This window comes from Micromonospora sp. WMMA1998 (genome assembly GCF_027497375.1).
Lineage (GTDB): Bacteria > Actinomycetota > Actinomycetes > Mycobacteriales > Micromonosporaceae > Micromonospora > Micromonospora sediminicola.
Map to the genome: position 1 here is coordinate 2740001 of NZ_CP114911.1, position 20102 is coordinate 2760102.

Genomic DNA, 20102 nt, shown 5'->3' on the forward strand with positions numbered 1-20102 from the left:
TCCCGGTCCACGGCGAGCGCCAGCAGGACGGTGCTCGCCGGGTAGAGCGAGGCGATCGCGGCCACCACGCTGAGGTGCCCCCGACCGGCGGCGGCGAGGAAGAGCGCGTTCGCCGCGGAGTCGAGCAGACCGGCGGCGGCCGTCCAGCCGAGGACCCGCCGGCCGATTCGCAGGCGGGCTCCGGTGCGGGCGACGAGCACGAGGCCGAAGGCGATCGAGCTGACGCGTACCGCCAGCACCGGCCACATGCCGGCGCTCTCGTCGGCCTGGCCGAGCAGGGCGAAGAAGATGCCGAAGAGCAGACCGGCGGCGAGGGCGGTCCCGATCACCCGGCCGGAGAGGCGGCCGGCGCCACCCCGCTCCCCCAGGCTGACGAGCGCGATGGCCACCACGGCGAGCCCGGCGCCGCCCAGCGCCAGGGCGCCCGGGGAGTGGGCCAGCAGCAGGCCCGCGACGATCGGCACGACCGCGGCGGTGATCGCGGTGACCGGTGCCACGACCGCCATGACGCCGGTGGCCAACGCGCGGTAGAGCAGCATGACGCCGGCGGCGCCGGCCACCCCCGCGAGCAGGCCCCAGGCCAGGTCGAGCGGCGCCGGCGTGCCGGGCACGACGAGCACGAGGACGAGCAGCAGCGGCAGGCTGAGCAGCTGCGAGACGACGGTCACGGCGATCGGGTGGGCGTGCCGGGACGCCTTGCCCCCGGAGAAGTCGGCCGTGCCGAACGCGATCGCGGACACCGCGGCGAGCACAATGGGAAGCACCCGACAGTCGTACCATAATATTGACCGTGAAGGACAGTGTGATGACCGATACCGGCGGACGCGTGGGCGCGGTGACCTCCGCGGTCGCCCGGCAGGTACGCGAACTGCGGGCCGCCCGGGGCTGGTCCTTCGACGAGCTGGCCGGCCGGTCCGGCGTCAGCAAGGGCATGCTCGTACAGATCGAGGGCGCCCGGACCAACCCGAGCATCGGCACCCTCTGCCGGGTGGCCGACGCGTTCGGCGTCAACATCGCCCGGTTGCTGGAGCCGGCGGAGGAGAAGGCGGTACGGGTCACCACGGCCGACGAGGCGCCGGTGCTGTGGCGCGGCGCGCACGGTGGCACCGCGCAGCTGCTCAGCGGCATCGGCGAACCCGACCTGGTCGAACTCTGGGACTGGCGGATGCGGCCCGGAGAGGAGTTGCGTTCCGCCGACCACGCGCACGGCACCCGCGAGATCCTGTACGTGCTGGACGGCGCCGTCACGGTCACCGTCGACGGCGTCGACCACGAGGTGCGCGCCGGCGAGACGGTGGAGTTCCACGCCGACCGGGAGCACGGCTACCGGGTGACCGGCGACGAACCGGTGCACCTCGTGATGGTGGTGGTGACCCCGTCGGGCGAGTGGGACCGGCGGACCCGGTCACGCGGACCGCGCCCGAGCTGACCCGGGCGCGGTCGCGACGGGTCAGGCCGACTTCTCCTCGCGGTCCCGCCGGCGCCGGCCGGTGAACTCGCGGGGCACGATCGTCGGGTTGACGTTCTCCAGGACAACCTCGCGGGTGATCAGCACCCGGGCGGCGTCGGGGTTGCTCGGCACCTCGTACATCACGGAGAGGAGCACCTCTTCCATGATCGCCCGCAGGCCCCGGGCGCCGGTGCCGCGGAGCATGGCCTGGTCGGCGATGGCCTCCAGCGCCGGCTGCTCGAACTCCAGCTCGACGCCGTCCAGCTCAAACAGGCGCTGGTATTGCCGGACCAGGGCATTGCGCGGCTCGGTGAGGATCTTCACCAGGGCGCCCCGGTCGAGGCTGCGCACGTTGGTGATCACCGGGAGCCGGCCGATGAACTCGGGGATCAGCCCGAACTTCAACATGTCTTCCGGCATGACCTGGCTGAAGATGTCGTCGGTGGACCGCTCCGAAACCGACCGGAGTCGGGCGCCGAAGCCGGTGCCGCCGGAGCCGGTGCGAGCCTCGATGATCTGGTCCAGGCCGGCGAACGCGCCACCGCAGATGAACAGCACGTTCGTGGTGTCGATCTGGATGAACTCCTGGTGCGGGTGCTTCCGGCCGCCCTGCGGCGGCACGTTGGCGACCGTGCCCTCCAGCATCTTGAGCAGCGCCTGCTGCACGCCCTCGCCCGAGACGTCGCGCGTGATCGAAGGGTTCTCCGACTTGCGGGCGATCTTGTCGACCTCGTCGATGTAGATGATGCCGGTCTCGGCGCGCTTGATGTCGTAGTCGGCGGCCTGGATCAGCTTGAGCAGGATGTTCTCCACGTCCTCGCCGACGTAGCCCGCCTCGGTGAGCGCGGTGGCGTCGGCGATCGCGAACGGGACGTTGAGCATCCGGGCCAGCGTCTGCGCCAGGTGGGTCTTACCGCAGCCGGTCGGGCCGAGCAGCATGATGTTGGACTTGGCCAGTTCGACGCCGTCGCTGCCCGAGCCGGGCGCGCCGGCGGCCTCCGCCTGGATCCGCTTGTAGTGGTTGTAGACCGCGACGGCGAGCGCCTTCTTGGCCTGCTCCTGACCGACGACGTAGTTGTCGAGGAACTGGCAGATCTCCATCGGCTTGGGAAGCTCTTCCCACTTCACCTCGCCGGACTCGGCCAGCTCCTCCTCGATGATCTCGTTGCAGAGATCGATGCACTCGTCGCAGATGTAGACGCCGGGGCCCGCGATGAGTTTCTTGACCTGCTTCTGCGACTTGCCACAGAAGGAGCACTTCAGTAGGTCGCCGCCGTCACCGATCCGTGCCACCTACGTTCTCCCTGCACTCATCGGCCGGAGCGCCGGCCCTGACCTGCGAGCGCCCGAGGCGCTCGTCCGTCCTGTCGTTCCACCATGCTGTCGGCTCCACCCGATCCGACCCGCGGAGCGGTACAGACCCGACGTTACCCGGTGGCCGGGTTTTCTCCGACCCCCAAAACGGGTGTGTCAGAGGTCGGCCGGGAACGATGCCCCGACCGACCTCCGACCCCGCGTCGCTCAGCCCGCGGCGTGGGACGCCAGCAGGCCCTTCTTGCGGCTGGTCAGGATGGTGTCGACCAGACCGTAGTCCTTGGACTCCTCGGCCGTCATGATCTTGTCACGGTCGATGTCCTTGCGGACCTGCTCGATCGGGCGGTTGCAGTGCCGGGACAGCATGTCCTCCAGCTGCGTCCGCATCCGCAGGATCTCCCGCGCCTGGATCTCGATGTCCGAGCCCTGGCCGTAGCCGCCCTCGGTGGCCGGCTGGTGGATGATGATCCGGGAGTTGGGCAGCGCCATCCGCTTGCCCGGGGTGCCCGCGGAGAGCAGCACCGCAGCCGCGCTGGCCGCCTGCCCGAGGCAGACGGTCTGGATGTCGGGGCGGACGTACTGCATGGTGTCGTAGATCGCCGTCATGGCGGTGAAGGAGCCGCCGGGCGAGTTGATGTACATGATGATGTCGCGGTCAGGGTCGGTGCCCTCCAGCGTCAGCAGCTGGGCCATCACGTCGTTGGCCGACGCGTCGTCCACCTGGACGCCGAGGAAGATGATCCGGTCCTCGAAGAGCTTGTTGTACGGGTTGGACTCCTTCATCCCGTACGACGTGCGCTCGACGAACGACGGCAGCACGTAGCGGTTGTGCACGGCCGCGAACTGGGGCGGCAGGCTCAGGTCGGTCATCGTCAGCTCCTCGCTCAGCTCAGGGTCCCGGCGCCATCCGGAACCTGGGCGGCTCCGATGATCACCTTGTCGATGAAGCCGTAGTCCATGGCCTCCTGGGCGGTGAACCAACGGTCGCGGTCCGAGTCGGCCTCGATCTGCTCCTGGGACTGGCCGGTGTGGTGCGCGACCCGCTCCTGGAACATCCGCTTGGTGTAGAGCATCTGCTCGGCCTGGATCGCGATGTCCGACGCGGTGCCGCCGAGGCCGCCGGAGGGCTGGTGCATCATGATCCGCGCGTGCGGCAGGGCGTAGCGCTTGCCCTTGGTGCCCGCGCAGAGCAGGAGCTGGCCCATCGAGGCGGCCATGCCCATGGCCACCGTCGACACGTCGTTGTCGATGTACTGCATCGTGTCGTAGATCGCCATGCCGGAGTAGACCGAGCCACCCGGCGAGTTGATCCAGAGGAAGATGTCGCGGTCCGGGTCCTCCGCCGCGAGCAGCAGCAGCTGCGCGCAGATGCGGTTGGCCACCTGGTCGTTCACCTCGCTGCCCAGGAAGATGATCCGTTCCTTGAGCAACCGGTTGTAGACCGAGTCGTCGAGGTTGCCAATGGAGTCGCCACCGCGGGCCTCGATCGCCCGGAGCGACTTCTTGGGGATGTGCATGTCGGTCATGGCAGCCCTTCGCTCTCCGTACCGTCCTACCCGACACTAACCGCTCTGCCGGGAGGCGTACTCCCGGTCGGGGCACTGTTCGCTCTCAGCGCAGTCACCCGCTCGGCGTACCCCGGAAAGGGTTTCGGCCGCCGCCCGGCGCGCAGCGCGGGACGACGGCCGACGCCCTGACGATCAGTGCTGGTGGTCGTGCTCGGCCTCGTTCTGGGCCCGCAGCGCGTCGAGGGAGACCTCGTTGCCCGCCGCGTCCTTGATCGTGATCTTCTCCATCACCGCGGCGAGCGCCTTGCCCCGGCGGACGTCACCGAAGACGGCCGCGGCGGCGCCGGAGCGGACCAGCTGGTCGTAGTACTGCTGCGGCGCCATGCCGGCACGCTGGGCGCGGTGCACGATCTCGTGCCCGAACTCGTCGTCGGAGACCTGCACGTCCTCGGCGTCGGCCAGGGTGTCCAGCAGGAGCTGGATCTTGACGCCGTCGGTCGCCGCCTCGGTCAGCTCGGCGTCGATCTGCTCCTCGGTCTTCTCCTCGGCGGCGAGGTATTCCTCCAGGGAGGCGCCGATGCGCTCGAGCTGGTCGACCATCGCGGCCTTGCGGCTCTCGACCTCCTCCTTGACGACACCCTCCGGCGCCGGCACCTCGGCGGCGGCGACCATCTGCTCGAGGGCCTTGTCGCGGGCGGCGTAGATCTGCTCGACCTGCTTGCCCCGGGTGACCCGCTCCCGCAGGTCGCCGCGCAGCTCCTCGATGGTGTCGAACTCGCTGGCCATCTGCGCGAAGTCGTCGTCGAGCTCGGGGAGCTCCTTCTCCTTCACCGTGCGGACGGTCACCGCCACGTCGGCGTCGCGGCCGGCGTAGTCGCCGCCGACGAGCTGGGTGGTGAAGGTGGTGCTCTCGCCGGCGGCCAGGCCGACCAGCGCCTCGTCCAGACCCGGCAGCAGCTGCTTGCTGCCCACCTCGTGCGAGATGTTGCTCGCCGAGCCGCCCGGCACCTCCTCGCCGTCGACCGTGGCGTTCAGGTCGATCTGCACGAAGTCGCCCTCCTGGGCGGCCCGCTCGACGGTCTTCAGCGTGGCGAAGCGCTCGCGCAGGCTGTTGACCTGGTCGTCGATCTCGCTGTCGGCGATCTCGATCTCGTCGACGGTCACCTCGATGGTGGCCGGGTCCGGCAGCGTGATCTCGGGACGGACGTCGACCTCGGCGGTGAAGTTGAGCGAGTCACCGTCGTTGAACTCGGTGATGTCGACCTCGGGACGGCCGAGCGTCTTGAGGTCGTGCTCGCGGACCGCGGCGAGGATGTTCTGCGGGATGGCCTCCTGGATCGCCTCGTTGAGGACGGTCCCCCGGCCCACCCGCTGGTCGATCACCGCGCTGGGAACCTTGCCCCGGCGGAAGCCGGGAACCTGGACCTGCTGGCCGATCTCCCGGTACGCCTTCTTGAGGCTCGGCTCGAGCTCGACGAACGGCACCTCGATGGCGAGCCGCACGCGCGTCGGGCTCAGAGTCTCGACGGTGCTCTTCACAGGCGTACTCCTTGACGGATCTGGGTGTTGAGTCTGGGGCGTGATTGCGCGCACCGAGTGTAGGCGAGCCGGGCTGCGGCACGGGCAGCGCCCGGGTGCCGCGCGGAAAAACCGGCGGTTCCCGGGACGATCCGGTCGCGTACGACAGTCGGGGTGGCGGGATTTGAACCCACGGCCCCTCGCTCCCAAAGCGAGTGCGCTACCAAGCTGCGCCACACCCCGTGGCGACGAAGAGTGTATGCCGTCCGACCCCCCGAGCGGGTGACCGGGGCGCGCCGCGTCGCCCGGCGGGGCCTGCCGGCCGGTGGCCGTGCCCCGCCACCTCACCGAGGTGGCGGGATCGTCCTGCCCCGAACCCCGCCACCTCGCCGAGGTGGCGTCGATCATGGAGGTCGACGACGACGCGGTATACCGCCGCGCGTCCGGATCGGGGATTCGGTAGGCTGTCGGGCGCGCCCCGCCGCTGTGGGGTGCACGCGGGCGTAGCTCAATGGTAGAGCTTCAGTCTTCCAAACTGACTACGCGGGTTCGATTCCCGTCGCCCGCTCCAACACCCTCCGGCCCAGGTCAGAGGCTGCATCCCCCGATCCTGGGACGGTCGGCCACTCCCCCGCTCCGATCTTGCGGGCCATCCGTGGGCCATTAGCTGTTCTGGCCGCCCTTGCCTCGGGTCTGCCGGACGATCCGCCGGTCCATGGCCGAGGCGATCTCGCGGTCCCGCTCGCTGGTTGCGTGCTGATAGATCAACGCCGCTCGCATGCTTGCGTGCCCCATTCGCTGCATCAGTTCGCGGGTGCTCGCGCCAGAGGCTGCGGCGAGGGTGTTCCCGGTGTGCCGCAGGTCATGGAAGTGGAAGCCAGGAAGGCCCACCGAGGCGACCGTTCGCGTCCATTTGACCGCACGGCCGAAAGTTGCCGGATCGCAGCAGCGCACCCTTGTCGCCGGTGAAGACCAGGGCGTCAGCGTCGACGGCGGTGAACTCGGCCAGATGCGCCCGCAGGGCTTCGACGGCGGCGGCCGGCAGGGCGACGACCCGGACCCCGGCCGCCGACTTGGGCGGCCCGAATTCAAGGCGGCCCGCAAAGCGGGCCGCGCCGGCCCGGCCCCGGCCTGCTGGCGACCTCCGGCCGGCATCGGCCGGGCCGGCCGGCCACGCTTGGGGACGACAATCCCGTGAAGACCTCGGGGCTCCGCCCCGAACCCCGACCCTCCTCGGAGATCCGCACAGCCAGGTAGCTCACTTTCCAAAGCGACGCCAAGCATCTTCGACTACCGCGTTGACACTCTCACCTGCGGCAACAAGGTCTGTAGTCGTGAACCGTTCCGCCTCACCCAAACGCCAGCGGACCGCTCGGTGACCGAGATCGGCGTACTCAGGGAACAGTTGCGCGAGGTAGTCGCCGGCTGCGGCCTTCGAGATGATGTCACCGTGGGCCAGCGTGTAGTGCAGTCGCGCGGGTCCGAGCACGAACCAGGCCACCGTCTCGGCGTCCATGGCTGCGTCGGGTGCCACGTCGGCTAGCTCTGCGGGGAACGTCGAAGCCGTCGACTGCCAGTATTCACGGAGGTTGTCGAGGTTGTAGCGGCGCAACTGCTCGGGATCGACTCGCACCCCCAGTTCTACGGCGGCCGGGCCGCGAACCGGGATGCCGTACCGCTGCAAGGTCAGCCATAGCACCGGCGTGAGCTCGCCGCAGGGCTTGTCGGTCCTCAATTCACCGTTGACCACGAACGGCAGGACCCGCCTGTCGCTCGGCCAGGACTTCGCCAGCGCGGGCTCCAGGTAGACCCCGTCGAGATGGGGTGACCGAGGCATCTCGGCATGGATCTTCGCGAGATGGGCGAGGTCGTGGCCCGTTGCCGGACGCGACGTCATGATCAATGTGTCGACATCGCTGACACCGGGCTGCCAGGCCCCGAGCGCGGCGGACCCGACGACGTAGAGGCCTCGCACATAGCCGGGCAGTGCCTGATCAACCGCTTGGAGATAGGCCCGCGTCAGCTCATCGATCATGAAATCGACCGTAGCAACTCGACGTCGACGCCGGAGTCCTGGCTGGGCCATCCACGGGCCAGTAACCGTGGCGCGCAGCGGTCATGAGCGGGCACGGGGGGCACGTAGCGCCGCCGCCGGCCGCAGGCGTTTCGGGCATCACGACCGGTTGAGCGCGCTCTTCCAAACTGACTACGCGGGTTCGATTCCCGTCGCCCGCTCCACCCGTCAAGGCCCAGGTCGAGCGCGTGACCGCGGGCGCGCGCCGGATCGGTGCGCCGTCTCCTACCGACCGGTCGGCAGGGCGGTCAAGCCGGCCGACCTGGCGTCCGCCCGTACCCACAGTGAGCGATCGGCCGCCCATACTGTCGAGATGTCCGTTGTCGAGGGTCCTCGTCGTGCCGGCCGGGTCCGCCGTTGGCTGATCGGAGCTGCCACCGGCTGGCTCGCTCTGCTGGTCGGCCACTATCTGGCGTACCCCCTGTCCGCCGTGCTGCCGCTGGGCGGGCTGGTGGTGGGAGCCGCGTGCTGGGTGCTGGCCGCGGGATGTTCGGTGGCCGCGCTTGTCGCGCTGCTGCAACGGCGCGCGTACGTGTGGGCGGCGGTTGTCCTGCTCGCGGCGGCCGGGGTCGGGGGCGTCCTGTGGACCACGGACTGGGAACGCGTGTACGTCGACAGCCAGTTCCGCCTGCACCGCGGCGGACTGGACGACCTGGCGGCGCAGCACCGCGCCGGGACGTTGCCCGCCGATGCCCGACTCCCGTGGCAGCTCGGCCATCTCTCCGTCGACGGGCAGTCGCACCGGCGCGGCGACGCGCGGTATCTGCCGCTGTGGCAGGACTGGCGCGGGGAGAGCGGAGTCGGCATCGCCTACTTCCCCACCCCGCCCGGACCCGACACGCTGATCGCCACCGCACCCGGTGACCTCGGTCAGCCGGTGCGGCATCTCGGCGACGGCTGGTGGTGGGTCGCGTAGCCGCGCGCGGGGCTCGCTTGCCCCGCGCCCGGCCCGACGAGACGTCGGGCCGTCACGAACTGCCGGTACTCGTCCTCGTCGGCGCGCTTCACCGCGCCACGTCTCCCGGTCCCATGACTGGTGAACGGCGCGGTGGCGCGGGGAGGTTGCCCCGACGGCGGATCCGGTGCGTCAGTAGTGGTCCTCGATCGGCCGGCGCGCCTCGTCGAACAGTGCCGGCCCCTCGTAGCGCACCGGGGGCGGCGCCGGGGTGGCCGGCTTCACCGCGGCGAACTGCTCGCTGGACAGCGCGTACACCACCCGGCCGAGGCCGGACACGCCGATCGCGGTCGCACACATCGGGCAGGGCTGGCAACTGGTGTACATGGTGGTGCCGGCGGCCACGTCGGGGGCCAGTTCCCGGGCGGCCCAGCGGGCCAGCTTGAGTTCCGGATGGGCGGTGACGTCCGAGTCGGAGACCACGGTGTTGTGGTCCTCGATCAGGACGCTGCCGTCCGGACCGACCAGCAACGAGGCGAACGGCCGTTCCCCGGACGCCCCGGCCCGGTCGGCGAGGTCCACGGCGTGGCGCAGGAACGCTTCGTCGTCCGGTGTCATCGGGCCTCCTCGGGGCCGTCGTGCGTCGCCATGGCCGCAGACGCGTCCAGTCGGCGGCGGATTCGTTCCTTGTCCTGCCCGGGCAGCGCGTCGGCGACCAGCAGCCGGGGCAGCAACTCCGGCTCCAGCGTCGTCGCCCGGAACACGACGGCCGCGGTCACGTCGTGGTCGGGGCGGTGCACGACCTCGACCCGGTCGCCGGCCCGCACGCTGCCCGGAGTGACCACGCGCAGGTATGCCCCCGGCCGCGCCGCCTCGGTGAACCGCCTGATCCACCCGCGCTCGCCCAGCCATCCCTGGAACGTGCCGCACGGGATGCGCGGGCAGGAGACCTCCAGCACCAGGTCCGCGCCGACCCGCCACCGTTCCCCGATCAGCGCGCCGTCGACGTCGACGCCGGAGGTGGTCAGGTTCTCCCCGAAGGCGCCGTTGCGCAACGCCCGGCCCAGCTCGGCCTCCCAGCGGTCCAGGGCCTCCCGGGCGTACGCGTAGACCGCCTGGTCGGGGCCGCCGTGGTGGGCCACGTCGTAGACCCGGTCGCCCGCCAGCCCGACCTGGCCGGTGCCCTTGGGGCCGGGCGCGGTGACCGGGACGGGACCGTCGACGGGCCGCTTGTCGATGCCGGTGGCCTCGATTCCCTTCCACGGATTGGGTCGCGGGCGGCCGACGTTGACCGAAAGCACCTTCATGGCGGCGACGGTAGGCGCGGGCGACCCGATCGGGCCACCCCGTTTCCGCACCGGCCGGGTCGCCCGGCGGCGCGGGCTGCGTACGATGCGGGGCCGGACATCGGCTCGTCGGGTGGAGGTAGCGACGGATGTCAGGCCAGCAGGACGGTTTCGCGCTCGCCGTGGACCTCGGCACCTCGAACACCGTGGCGGTGCTGCGCCGGCCCGACGGGCGTACCCGGGCGTTGCTGGTGGACGGTCACCCGATCCTGCCGTCCGGTGTGTACGCCGACGCCGACGGTCACCTGCACGTCGGCCGGGACGCGCAGCGCCTGGCCCAGGCCGACCCGGCCGGCTACGAGCCGAACCCGAAGCGGCGGGTCGACGAGGAGACGGTCGAGCTGCGCGGGCGCGCGTACCGGCCGGCGGAGCTGCTGGCCGCGACGCTGCGGGCGGTCGCGGACGCGGCGGTGGCGGCGGTCGGCCTGTTGCCCCCGGCGGTGGTGACCCATCCGGCGGCCTGGGCGGCCCCTCGGCGACGGGTGCTGCACGACGCGCTGGAGCTGGCCGGGTGGCCGGCGGCGGCCGAGCACACCCTCGCCGGGCCGATCGCGCCCGGCACCCGCCTGCTGCGCGAGCCGGTGGCCGCGGCCCGCTACTACACCCAGGTGCTGCGCCGGCCGGTGCCGGTGGGCGGCGTGGTGGCGGTCTTCGACTTCGGCGGGGGCACGCTCGACGTCGCCGTGCTCCGCAACGAGGGCGCCGACCCGTGGGGCGACTCCGGCTTCCCGCTCGTCGCCACCGGCGGGATCGCCGACCTCGGCGGCCTCGACCTGGACGCGGCCCTGCTGGGCCGGCTCGGCGAGCTGGTGCGGCCGGCCCATCCCGAGCGGTGGGCCCGGTTGACCGACCCGACGACGACCGCCGAGCGGCGGGACCGCCAACAGCTCTGGGACAACGTGCGCGGCGCCAAGGAGATGCTCTCCCGGGCCGTGGTCGCGCCGGTCGCCGTACCGGGGGTGGAGGAGGCCGTTCCGCTGACCCGGGAGGACTTCGAGCGGCTCGCCGCGCCGCTGCTCGCCCGCGCGGTCGCCGAGACCCGGAACGTGACCGCCGCCGCCGGCCTGCGCCCGGACCAGCTCTCCGGTCTCTTCCTGGTCGGCGGCTCGACCCGGGTGCCGCTGGTGGCCCGGCTGCTGCACGCCGAGCTGGGGATCGCGCCGACCGTGCTGGAACAGCCGGAGCTGCCGGTCGCCGAGGGCGCGCTGACCGACCTGCCGCTGCCCCGCGCGGCCCGGCGTCCCGGGACGCCGGCGGCGCCGGCGCAGCCCGGACCGCCGACGCCGGGCGGACCCGAGGCGACCACCGTCCCCGCGGCCCGCGCCGGCGAGAGCCCCGCGTCGGTGCGCGGACCGCACGGCACCGTCCCCGAGGCGGCGGCCCCGACGCCCGCCGGCCCGCACGGCACGCTGGTCGCCGACGCGCCCGAGCAGAACCCGGTGGGGTACGCGGCCACGACCCGTCCGGCGCCCCCGCCGCCGGGCAGCGCGCCGTCGCACGCCGGCGCGTTCATGCCGGGGTACGCGTCGGCGTACGCCGCCCCTGCGACACCCGAACAGGCGCGGCCGGCCGATGGCGGCTGGCCGGGCGCGGCGCCGGTTGCCGGCGTACCCGGATCGCCGCTCCCGCCGACCCCGGACGCCGCACCGCCGGGCGGCAGGGGTCGGGGACGCGGCCGTCGGGGCCGGTGGATCGCGCTGGGCGCTGGTGTGGTGGTGGTCGGCGTGGTGGCCGCGACGCTGCTCTGGGTGTTCCGGGACCGGCATCCGGCGTTGGACTTCCACGCGCCGGAGCTGGTCGGGGCGGTGGGCGTCGGCGACGAGCGGCCGGGCGAGATGTTCACCGCGACAGTGGCCGACCGCGCCTACCTGGCCTGGTCGGGGCCGGACGACCGCCTCACCGTGCGGGCGGTCGACACCGCCACCGGGAAGAAGATCTGGGAGCAGCAGACCGGGGTGGCCGCGGACCGGTGGGCCGGGATCCGCGCGCTGCCCGACGGCGTCGCCGTCCTCGCCGAGGCGTCCGGCTCCGCCACGCCCCGCCCGCTGCTGGTGCTCGACGGCGGGAACGGCGAGCAGCGGTGGACGATCGACATCCGGGGCGACGACGAGATCTTCCTCGGCGCCGACCGGGTGGTGTGGCTGGACCGGACCGGCAACCGGCTGGTCGGGCTGCGGCTGGACGACGGCCGGCAGCGCTGGGTGCGGGACAACCCGCGCAGCGAGTACGGCGACGCCCGGACCGTGGTGGTCCCGGTGGGCACCGGCGAGGCGCTCGACGGGGCCGGGTATCCGGACGGCTCGCCGCGCGCGCCGTGGGCGGGGAAGGCCGACCGGCTGGTGCAGGTCGGCGCGGACCGGTCGGTGCGGGTGCTGGCCATGGGCAGCGGCGAGGTCCTGAAGAGCCGGGGCAACGTGGCCGACCTCGACGACCCGGTGACCGCCCGCGACGACCGGCTGTACGTGGCGGAGACCGACCGGGGCCTGCGCCTGGTCTCCTACGACCTGGGCAGCCTCGGCGTGCCGGACGTGCTGTACGCCTCGGAGCCGGGCAGCCGGGCCAAGGACCTGGTCACCTGCGGGGAACACCGCGCCTGCCTGCTGGAGGTGCCGGAGGCCGGCGCGGACGGCACCCGGGTGGTCGCGGTGACCGAGGGCGAGGACAGCCGGCAGTGGCCGGCCCCGCAGGCGGAACGGCTGGTCCCGCTCGGCGAGCACCTGCTCGCCGAGCGGGACACGCCGCGCGACGCGGTGACCCTGTTCGGGCCGGACGGCGCCGCTGCGGTCCTGCGCGACCGCGACGGCGTGGCGGTCCGGCTGGACGCCGGCAACCTGCTGCTGTTCAGCGAGGCGCCGAGCGGCTACGAGGACGACCGCAGCCTCGCCGGGCTGGCGTTGGCCGGGAAGCCGTTCGAGATGGGGCTGGTCAAGCAGATCCGCAGCGAGTCCTGCTCGTGGAACACCGACACGCTGGTGTGCGGCGCGGACAAGGAGTTCCGGCTGTACCGGTTCGCCGGGTGAGGGCGTCCGGACGGCGGACCGAAAGTGAGCTTGACAGCGATCGATGCCTCGGCTGGTGTGGACGGCAGTGACATCGACGTCCGTCAGGAGGCCCCGTGTTCGTCCGACGACGGTGGACCGCGCTCGCCGCCACCAGCATCCTGATCACCGCCGCCCTGTCCCATCCGGATCCCGGCGTGGCCGCGCCGGCCGCACCCACGATCACCCTCGCCCCCACCGAGACCGCGCTGGTCCGGGTGCGCCTGGCCGACCAGGGGCAGCTCGACCGCCTGGTCGCCGGCGGCGCCGACCTGGCCAACCGGCCGCGCTCACGGGACGGCCGGCCGGTCGCCGACCTCGTCCTCACCGGCCGGCAGCTCGCCGACCTCACCCGGCAGGGGGCGAGCGCGGTGCAGGTCGTGCAGCGCGCCGACGACGGCGCCCGGCGGCTCGCCGAGAGCGTCCGGGCCGCCGAGACCCGCACCCGCAACGGCCTGCGGGCCGCCGACGGGGCGGACACGCTGCAGTTCCTCCAGGCGTACTGGTGGACCACCGGCGGGAGGACCTTCCTCCAGGCCCAGGTGGCCACCACGGCCACCGACGACCCGGACGTGGAGATCACGGTGAACTGGCGTACGGCCGACGGCGCCACCGGCTCCTTCCCGCTCTACCGGTTCGAGGACTCGGGCGAGTACCAGTACCACTACGCGCTCCCCCAGCCGGTGCCCGCCCGGCCGGTGCAGCTCACCGCCACCTCCAGCCTGGGCGGGACGAGCCGGCCGGTCACGCCCGCGCTCTGGCCGAACGCCACCCCGCCGCCGCGGCCGGCCGGCTACCAGAAGGACTTCATCGACGCCTACCTGACGCCCGTCGACATCAGGGCACGCATCGCCCGGCTGGGCCGCCAGTACCGCGACCTGGTCGACGTGATCGACCTGCCGAACCGCACCCAGGGCTACCGGCGCACCGCCGCCGCCTACCTGGGTGATCCGGCCGCCGCCGCGGTGGTGGTGGAGTCGGTCCGCTTCGGCGACCAGGGCATGAACGGTGTCCAGGTGCGGACCGTCGACCCGGGTCGCCCCGGCCGGCCGCTGACCGTCCGGTACCGGGACCGGGTACTCACCGTCTCCCTTGCGACCGACAGTGCCGGCAAGGTGACCAGCAGCACCGACGACGTCGCCGCCGCGATCAACGCCCGGCAGGGGGCGCGATTGCGGGCCACCGTGGAGGACGGCTCGGCCGGGCTGCCGATGCCGGTGGCCGGCCCGGTACGCCTCGACGACGGGTTGCAGGGCACGGAGGTGCCGGCCCGCCCGTGGACGGTGCAGGCGCTGCGGATCGGCAAGCACCGGGACGGCTCCCGGGTCGGGGTGCTCGCGTACTCGCAGGAACACGCCCGGGAGTGGGCGACACCGCTTGTCACGCTGGAGTTCGCCGAGCGGCTGCTGGCCAACGCGCGTACCGACGCGGCGACCCGGCAACTGCTGGAGCAGGTGGACGTGTTCGTGATCCCGACCGTCAACCCGGACGGCGCGAACTACTCGTTCCACGACTACAACTTCCAGCGCAAGAACCTGGTCAACCACTGCACCGGCGCGGCCCGGGACCCGAAGTACCGCACCATGTGGGGCGTGGACGTCAACCGCAACTACACGGTCGGGTCCCTGTTCGACGGATACGTGGGCGCGAGCGCCAACTGCCTGTCCGGAAACTACGCGGGCACCACCGAGCTGTCCGAGCCGGAGAGCCGCAACGTGATCGACCTGGCCCGGGCGCACCCCAACATCAGGTTCGCGATGAACGTGCACTCCTACGGCGGCTACTTCATGTGGCCGCCCGGGGCGTACAGGGCGGACGGGCGGGTCACGCTGCCGCGCCCGTCGATCGACGAGTCGACCCTGTTCCTGGCCAGCGCCCGGCGGATCGTCGGGGCCATCGCGGCCGAGCGGGGCACGGTCACCTGGCCGTCGCAGACCGGCCCGGTCGCCGACGTGCTCTACTCGGCGGCCGGCAACTCGGCCGACCAGCTCTACTACGAGCTGGGCATCTTCGCCTGGGACTTCGAGGTGGGCAACGACCGCTGGAACGAGGCCACCGGGCAGTGGGAGGGCGTCGGCTTCCAGCCGCCCTTCGACGAGGCGCACGGCGAGTCGCAGGAGTACGCCGGCGGCCTGGTGGAGCTGGTCCGGGTGGCCCGCGACTACGCCGCCGGCAACCCGGTCCGGCGCTGACCCGGGCGGTCCCCGGCCGGCACGTCCGGCCGGGGACCGCCTCAGCCCAGAACCGCGTCGGCCGGCACGTGCGGCCCGGGAGCCGCGTCAGCCGGTGTGGCCGAGGTCGCGGAAGACCGCCAGCGCGCCCGGGTCGTCGATGGTCGGGGGCACCGGCTCGTCCCGCCCCTCGACCAGTCCACGCATGGTGCGACGGAGGATCTTGCCGGACCGGGTCTTCGGCAGGGCCGGCACTACGGTCACCCGGCGGAACGCCGCCACCGGGCCGATCCGCTGCCGGACCAGGGCGACCAGCTCACCGGCGAGCGCCTCCGGGTCCACCTCGGCGCCGGCCTTGAGCACCACGTACCCGCTGGGCACCTGGCCCTTGAGCGCGTCGGCCACCCCGATCACCGCGCACTCGGCCACCGCGGGGTGGGTCGCCAGCACCTCCTCCATCGCCCCGGTGGAGAGCCGGTGCCCGGCCACGTTGATCACGTCGTCGGTGCGGCCCATCACGTAGAGGTAGCCGTCGTCGTCGAACCGGCCGCCGTCGCCGGTCAGGTAGTGGCCGGGAAAGGTGGCGAGGTAGGAGCGGACGAACCGCTCGTCGTCGCCCCACAGCGTGGGCAGGCAGCCGGGCGGCAGGGGCAGCCGGATCACGATCGAGCCGTCGACGCCGGCCGGCACCTCCCGGCCCGCGCCGTCGACCACCCGCACGTCGTAGCCGGGGACCGGCACGGACGGTGAGCCGGCCTTGATCGGCAGCGGCTCCAGGCCACGCGGGTTGGCCGCCACCGGCCAGCCGGTCTCCGTCTGCCACCAGTTGTCCACCACCGGTACGCCGAGCCGCTCGCCCGCCCAGGCCCAGGTGTCCGGGTCCAGACGTTCACCGGCCAGGAAGAGGGTGCGCAGCGCGCCCAGGTCGTACCGGGAGAGGTGCGCGCCGTCCGGGTCCTGCCGGCGGATCGCCCGGATCGCGGTGGGCGCGGTGAACAGCGCGGCCACCCGGTGCTCGGCGGCGACCCGCCAGAACGCCCCGGCGTCCGGGGTGCCGACCGGCTTGCCCTCGTAGAGCACGGTGGTCGCGCCGGTGAGCAGCGGCGCGTAGACGATGTAGGAGTGGCCGACCACCCAGCCCACGTCGGAGGCGGCCCAGAACACGTCGCCCGGCTCGATCCCGTAGACGTTGCGCATCGACCAGCGCAGCGCCACCGCGTGCCCCCCGTTGTCCCGCACGACGCCCTTCGGGCGGCTGGTGGTGCCGGAGGTGTAGAGGATGTAGAGCGGGTCGGTGGCGGCGACCGGCACGCACTCCGCCGGCTCGGCGTCCGCCATCGCGTCGTCCCAGGTGAGGTCGCGGCCGGCGACCAGCGGCGCCGGCTCCTGCGGGCGCTGCACCACCACGCAGTGTCGGGGCGCGTGGTCGGCCTCGTCGAGCGCGGCGGCGAGGATCGGGTGGTACGGCACCACCCGGTCGACCTCGATGCCGCACGAGGTGGCCACCACCACCGTCGGCCGGGCGTCGTCGATCCGCACGGCCAGCTCGTGCGCGGCGAAGCCGCCGAAGACCACCGAGTGCACCGCGCCGATCCGGGCGCAGGCCAGCATGGCGATCACCGCCTCCGGCACCATGGCCAGGTAGAGCAGCACCCGGTCACCGGGTCCGACGCCGAGCCGGCGCAGCGCCCCGGCGAACCGGGCGGTCTCGGCGAGCAACTCGGCGTACGTGAGGGTGCGGACCGTGCCGGTGACCGGGCTGTCGTGGATCAGCGCCGGCTGGTCGCCCCGACCGGCGGCGACGTGCCGGTCGAGCGCGTTGTGGCAGGTGTTGAGCCGCCCGTCCGGGAACCACCGGTACAGCGGCGCGGCCGAGTCGTCGAGGATCCGCTCCGGGGGCGTGAACCAGTCGATGTCCCCCGCCGCGTCCCGCCAGAAGCCGGTCGGGTCGGCGATGCTCCGCTCGTACGCTGATCGATACGCGCCCATGCCGCCATGCTGACGCGGGTGGGGCCGGGGCACGACGGTGGGCCGGGGCCGGTGCGCCGGAAGCGCGTCCCGGCTCGGTGAGCGGCCCCGAGCCGCCGACGGGCGGTCGGCGTCGGCACGCCTGGCTCATCCCGACGGGCGACGGATGAACCGGGCGGCGCCGGGTAAGGCAACGCCGTCCTGGTGGAGTGACGACCGGCGTCGCGGCGTACCGCGACCCCGCGGGCGGGCGGTGACACACCGTCCGCCCGCGTGCCGCGGGATCTTTGTTGATCAAGAGGGTTCCGTCGACTAGCGTGCGCCCTCGTGAAATCGATGCGCATTTTCCCTGTTGTGCTGGCCTGCGTCGCGGTCACGGCGTTGAGCGCCTGCGGCGGCGAGGACAGCTCCACCCGGGCCGACTCCGTCGCCACCTCCGCCGCGCCGGCGTCCGCCTCGTCGACCCCCTCCGCCGCCCCGACCTCGGCGGCCGCGGCGGCCACCGTCGGCGAGAAGGACCTCTGCACCTCGGCCAAGAAGATCAACGACGAGATGAAGGCGAAGCTCGTCGCGGTCGTGCAGTCCAGCGGCGACACGAACGCCGAGCTTGCGAAGATCATGAAGGAGCTGGGCGGAAAGGTCAGCGCACTGGTCGCGACCGCCGGCGACGGCCCGGCGGCCACCGCCCTGCGGCAGTTCAGCGTGGAGGTCACCAAGGCCGCGGCGGCCCCCGACCCGGTCAGCGCCGCCGACAACCCGACCATGGCCAAGGCCGGCGAGGACTTCAACGCCGCCTGCAAGACGGTCGGCGTCACCACCGTCTTCTGAGCGGCGCCGGGGACGCGCGGGCGGCAGCCCGCCCGCGCGTCCCGCGGTGATCAGTTGCCGGTGACCCAGTTCCAGGCGGAGACCACCCACTCGGTCTGCTGGAGGTAGGCCACCCCGACGCCGACCAGGAACAGCGCGGTGATCAGGTGGGCGCCGCGGGCGCTGCGGCGCACCCGGCCGAGCTGCCGCTCCAGGATCAACCGGCCGAGCAGCCGGGCCAGCGCGAACAGGCCGACCGCGGTGAGCAGGCTGAGGACGAACGTGAGCAGCGGGGCGATCAGGTTGCCCCGACCGGAGATCGCCCAGATGCCCCAGCAGACGAACGCGAACAGGGCGCCGGCGGCGCTCCACTCACCGCCCCGGCGGGCCTGGGTGAGGTGCCAGCTCATCGACCGGCGCGGCGCGGGCTCGCCCGACCAGTCGGCGTGCTCGACGGTGGGGAACTGCTCGGTGCGGGGCGTACGCGGTCGGCCGACCGCCGCCACCCCGCGCCGGAACGCGTCCCGCTGCTCGGGCACCGACTGGGGCGGCACCTCCACGGTGCGCTCCGCCCACGGCTGTGTCTGGTCCGCCATCTTCCGTCCTCCCCCTCGACCGACGTCGGCCACGGTTCCGAGGGTAGCCACCCGGCAAATAGGGTGCCGACCCCCACGGTGATGGGGTACACACGGGCGATGACCGACGCGGTGGTGCCCCGGGCCGACGACTTCGACGAGATCGCCGCGCTGCTCGCGCTGGCCTTCCACAGCGACCTCAACCCCGAACTCCAGGCGGTCGAGCGCCCGATCTTCGAGCCGGAACGCTCGCTCCTGGTCCGCGACGCCGGCACGGCGGTGGCGCACGCCGCCGCGTTCAGCCGCGACCTGACCGTACCCGGGGCGACCCTGCCGGCGGCGCACGTGACCATGGTCGCGGTCGCCCCCACGCACCGCCGGCGCGGTCTTCTCAGCGGGCTCATGCGGCGGCAGCTCCGGGAGATCCGCGACGCCCGGCACGAACCGGTCGCGGTGCTCTGGGCCAGCGAGGGACGGATCTACCCCCGGTTCGGCTACGGCTCGGCCGCGCAACGGCTGATCCTGAGCGCCGACACCACCGGGCTGCGACTGCCCGCCCCGACGGCCGCCGAGGGCACGCTGCGCCTGGACCGCCCGGCCGCGCACCGCGAGGAGCTGGCCCTGCTGTACGAGCGGGCGCGCGCCGACCGCCCCGGCTGGTCCCGACGCGACGAGCGCTGGTGGGCGTACGTGCTGGCGGACGTGACGAGCCGGCGGCAGGGCGCGACCGAGCGGCGGGTGCTGCGGCACGACGGACCGGAGGGGATCGACGGGTACGCGCTCTACCGGACGAAGGAGGAGTGGGTCGGCGAGGTCCCCCGCGGCGAGGTACGGGTCGACGAGGTCGTCGCGGTCACGCCGGAGGCGTACCTGGCGCTGTGGCGGCTGCTGCTCTCGGTCGACCTGACCCGCCGGTTGTCGTTCCCGATCGCGGCCGTCGACGAGCCGCTGCTGCGCCTGGTCGACGAGCCGCGTCAGCTCGCCCCGCAGCTCGTCGACGGGCTCTGGGTACGGGTGGTGGACGTGCCGGCCGCCCTCGCCGCCCGCCGCTACGCCGCCGACGTCGACGTGGTGATCGAGGTCACCGACGATCTGCTGCCGGAGAACACCGGCCGGTGGCGGCTCGTCGGCGGGCCGGGCGGGGCGGAGTGCGCCGCCACCACCGCGCCGGCGGGGCTGGCCTGCGACGTGCGCGCGCTCGGCGAGTTGTACCTGGGCGGCACCACCCCGGCCGCGCTGGCCGGCACCGGCCGGGTCCGCGAACTGGTCCCGCACACCCTCCGTACCGTCTCGCCGGCCTTCACCTGGCACCGCGCCCCGACCCCGATGGAGAACTTCTGACGGGTCCCCCGGGGCGGTACGGTCGGGGAATGGGCGAGGCGGAGCGACGGCGACGGCGACTGCGGCACCAGGCCGAGGCGGTCGACACCGGCGCCGT

Annotated in this window: 17 protein-coding genes, 2 tRNA genes and 1 pseudogene (1 of these 20 cut by a window edge); 7 read left to right on the top strand and 13 right to left on the bottom strand. The window is 73.0% G+C overall.

Going from position 1 to position 20102, the window contains the following annotated elements:
* Positions 1 to 764, bottom strand: partial view of an EamA family transporter gene (locus O7600_RS12090; RefSeq protein ID WP_281593681.1) — the 5' portion only. 70 nt of this gene lie to the left of the window's left edge; the window shows 764 of its 834 coding nt (coding positions 1-764); its start codon is at positions 762 to 764; its stop codon lies off the left edge, out of view.
* Between the two features lie 41 nt (positions 765 to 805).
* Here O7600_RS12090 and O7600_RS12095 point away from each other — a divergent pair, with 41 nt between their 5' ends.
* Entirely contained in the window at positions 806 to 1429 is a 624-nt protein-coding gene (locus O7600_RS12095) for an XRE family transcriptional regulator (protein ID WP_281593682.1), read from the top strand.
* A 21-nt stretch (positions 1430 to 1450) separates the two neighbouring features.
* Here the strand turns inward: O7600_RS12095 and clpX are convergent, their stop codons facing one another.
* The 5 genes from clpX to O7600_RS12120 all read right to left on the bottom strand — a co-directional run bounded on the left by clpX (position 1451) and on the right by O7600_RS12120 (position 6033).
* On the bottom strand, positions 1451 to 2743 hold the full coding sequence (clpX, locus tag O7600_RS12100) for an ATP-dependent Clp protease ATP-binding subunit ClpX (protein ID WP_089158259.1): 1293 nt from the start codon (positions 2741 to 2743) through the stop codon (positions 1451 to 1453).
* 228 nt (positions 2744 to 2971) lie between these two features.
* Complete coding sequence (locus O7600_RS12105) at positions 2972 to 3634, bottom strand: ATP-dependent Clp protease proteolytic subunit (protein ID WP_281593684.1); 663 nt, start codon at positions 3632 to 3634, stop codon at positions 2972 to 2974.
* A gap of 14 nt (positions 3635 to 3648) precedes the next feature.
* A complete protein-coding gene (locus O7600_RS12110; RefSeq protein ID WP_091571833.1) occupies positions 3649 to 4290 on the bottom strand; it encodes an ATP-dependent Clp protease proteolytic subunit in 642 nt (213 codons plus the stop codon).
* Between the two features lie 174 nt (positions 4291 to 4464).
* On the bottom strand, positions 4465 to 5811 hold the full coding sequence (gene tig / locus O7600_RS12115; RefSeq protein WP_157779179.1) for a trigger factor: 1347 nt from the start codon (positions 5809 to 5811) through the stop codon (positions 4465 to 4467).
* A gap of 148 nt (positions 5812 to 5959) precedes the next feature.
* A tRNA-Pro gene (locus O7600_RS12120) sits at positions 5960 to 6033 on the bottom strand.
* 254 nt (positions 6034 to 6287) lie between these two features.
* Between O7600_RS12120 and O7600_RS12125 the strand changes: the two genes are divergently transcribed.
* A tRNA-Gly gene (locus O7600_RS12125) sits at positions 6288 to 6361 on the top strand.
* Positions 6362 to 6453: 92 nt separating this feature from the next.
* Here O7600_RS12125 and O7600_RS12130 read toward each other — a convergent pair.
* The 3 genes and pseudogenes from O7600_RS12130 to O7600_RS12140 all read right to left on the bottom strand — a co-directional run bounded on the left by O7600_RS12130 (position 6454) and on the right by O7600_RS12140 (position 7825).
* The gene (locus tag O7600_RS12130) at positions 6454 to 6570 is read right to left on the bottom strand and encodes an integrase (RefSeq protein WP_281594305.1); all 117 of its coding nucleotides are present in this window, start codon (positions 6568 to 6570) and stop codon (positions 6454 to 6456) included.
* Positions 6571 to 6591: 21 nt separating this feature from the next.
* Positions 6592 to 7074: pseudogene (locus tag O7600_RS12135) on the bottom strand (hypothetical protein); the annotation flags it as partial.
* On the bottom strand, positions 7049 to 7825 hold the full coding sequence (locus O7600_RS12140; protein ID WP_281593686.1) for a nucleotidyltransferase domain-containing protein: 777 nt from the start codon (positions 7823 to 7825) through the stop codon (positions 7049 to 7051). The pseudogene O7600_RS12135 and the gene O7600_RS12140, both read right to left, overlap by 26 nt.
* A gap of 352 nt (positions 7826 to 8177) precedes the next feature.
* Here O7600_RS12140 and O7600_RS12145 point away from each other — a divergent pair, with 352 nt between their 5' ends.
* Positions 8178 to 8780 (top strand): hypothetical protein, encoded by a 603-nt coding sequence (locus tag O7600_RS12145; protein WP_099163989.1) that lies wholly within the window; start codon positions 8178 to 8180, stop codon positions 8778 to 8780.
* 171 nt (positions 8781 to 8951) lie between these two features.
* Here the strand turns inward: O7600_RS12145 and O7600_RS12150 are convergent, their stop codons facing one another.
* Positions 8952 to 9377 (bottom strand): nucleoside deaminase, encoded by a 426-nt coding sequence (locus O7600_RS12150; protein ID WP_281593687.1) that lies wholly within the window; start codon positions 9375 to 9377, stop codon positions 8952 to 8954.
* Positions 9374 to 10066 (bottom strand): MOSC domain-containing protein, encoded by a 693-nt coding sequence (locus tag O7600_RS12155; protein ID WP_281593688.1) that lies wholly within the window; start codon positions 10064 to 10066, stop codon positions 9374 to 9376. The genes O7600_RS12150 and O7600_RS12155 overlap by 4 nt, the downstream gene beginning before the upstream one ends.
* Positions 10067 to 10194: 128 nt before the next feature.
* On the opposite strand from O7600_RS12155, the gene O7600_RS12160 reads away from it, so the two are divergent.
* Both O7600_RS12160 and O7600_RS12165 read left to right on the top strand, forming a co-directional pair.
* Positions 10195 to 13125: an Hsp70 family protein gene (locus tag O7600_RS12160; RefSeq protein WP_281593689.1), complete on the top strand. Its 2931-nt coding sequence runs from the start codon at positions 10195 to 10197 to the stop codon at positions 13123 to 13125.
* A 95-nt stretch (positions 13126 to 13220) separates the two neighbouring features.
* Positions 13221 to 15335, top strand: a complete 2115-nt coding sequence (locus tag O7600_RS12165) for a M14 family zinc carboxypeptidase (protein ID WP_281593691.1) — start codon at positions 13221 to 13223, stop codon at positions 15333 to 15335.
* An 87-nt stretch (positions 15336 to 15422) separates the two neighbouring features.
* Here the strand turns inward: O7600_RS12165 and O7600_RS12170 are convergent, their stop codons facing one another.
* A complete protein-coding gene (locus O7600_RS12170) occupies positions 15423 to 17303 on the bottom strand; it encodes a propionyl-CoA synthetase (RefSeq protein ID WP_281593692.1) in 1881 nt (626 codons plus the stop codon).
* A 315-nt stretch (positions 17304 to 17618) separates the two neighbouring features.
* Between O7600_RS12170 and O7600_RS12175 the strand changes: the two genes are divergently transcribed.
* Complete coding sequence (locus O7600_RS12175; protein WP_281594133.1) at positions 17619 to 18110, top strand: hypothetical protein; 492 nt, start codon at positions 17619 to 17621, stop codon at positions 18108 to 18110.
* A 50-nt stretch (positions 18111 to 18160) separates the two neighbouring features.
* Here the strand turns inward: O7600_RS12175 and O7600_RS12180 are convergent, their stop codons facing one another.
* Entirely contained in the window at positions 18161 to 18685 is a 525-nt protein-coding gene (locus O7600_RS12180) for a hypothetical protein (RefSeq protein ID WP_281593693.1), read from the bottom strand.
* A 99-nt stretch (positions 18686 to 18784) separates the two neighbouring features.
* Here O7600_RS12180 and O7600_RS12185 point away from each other — a divergent pair, with 99 nt between their 5' ends.
* Positions 18785 to 20005 (top strand): GNAT family N-acetyltransferase, encoded by a 1221-nt coding sequence (locus O7600_RS12185; RefSeq protein ID WP_281593694.1) that lies wholly within the window; start codon positions 18785 to 18787, stop codon positions 20003 to 20005.
* Positions 20006 to 20102 lie beyond the last annotated feature (97 nt).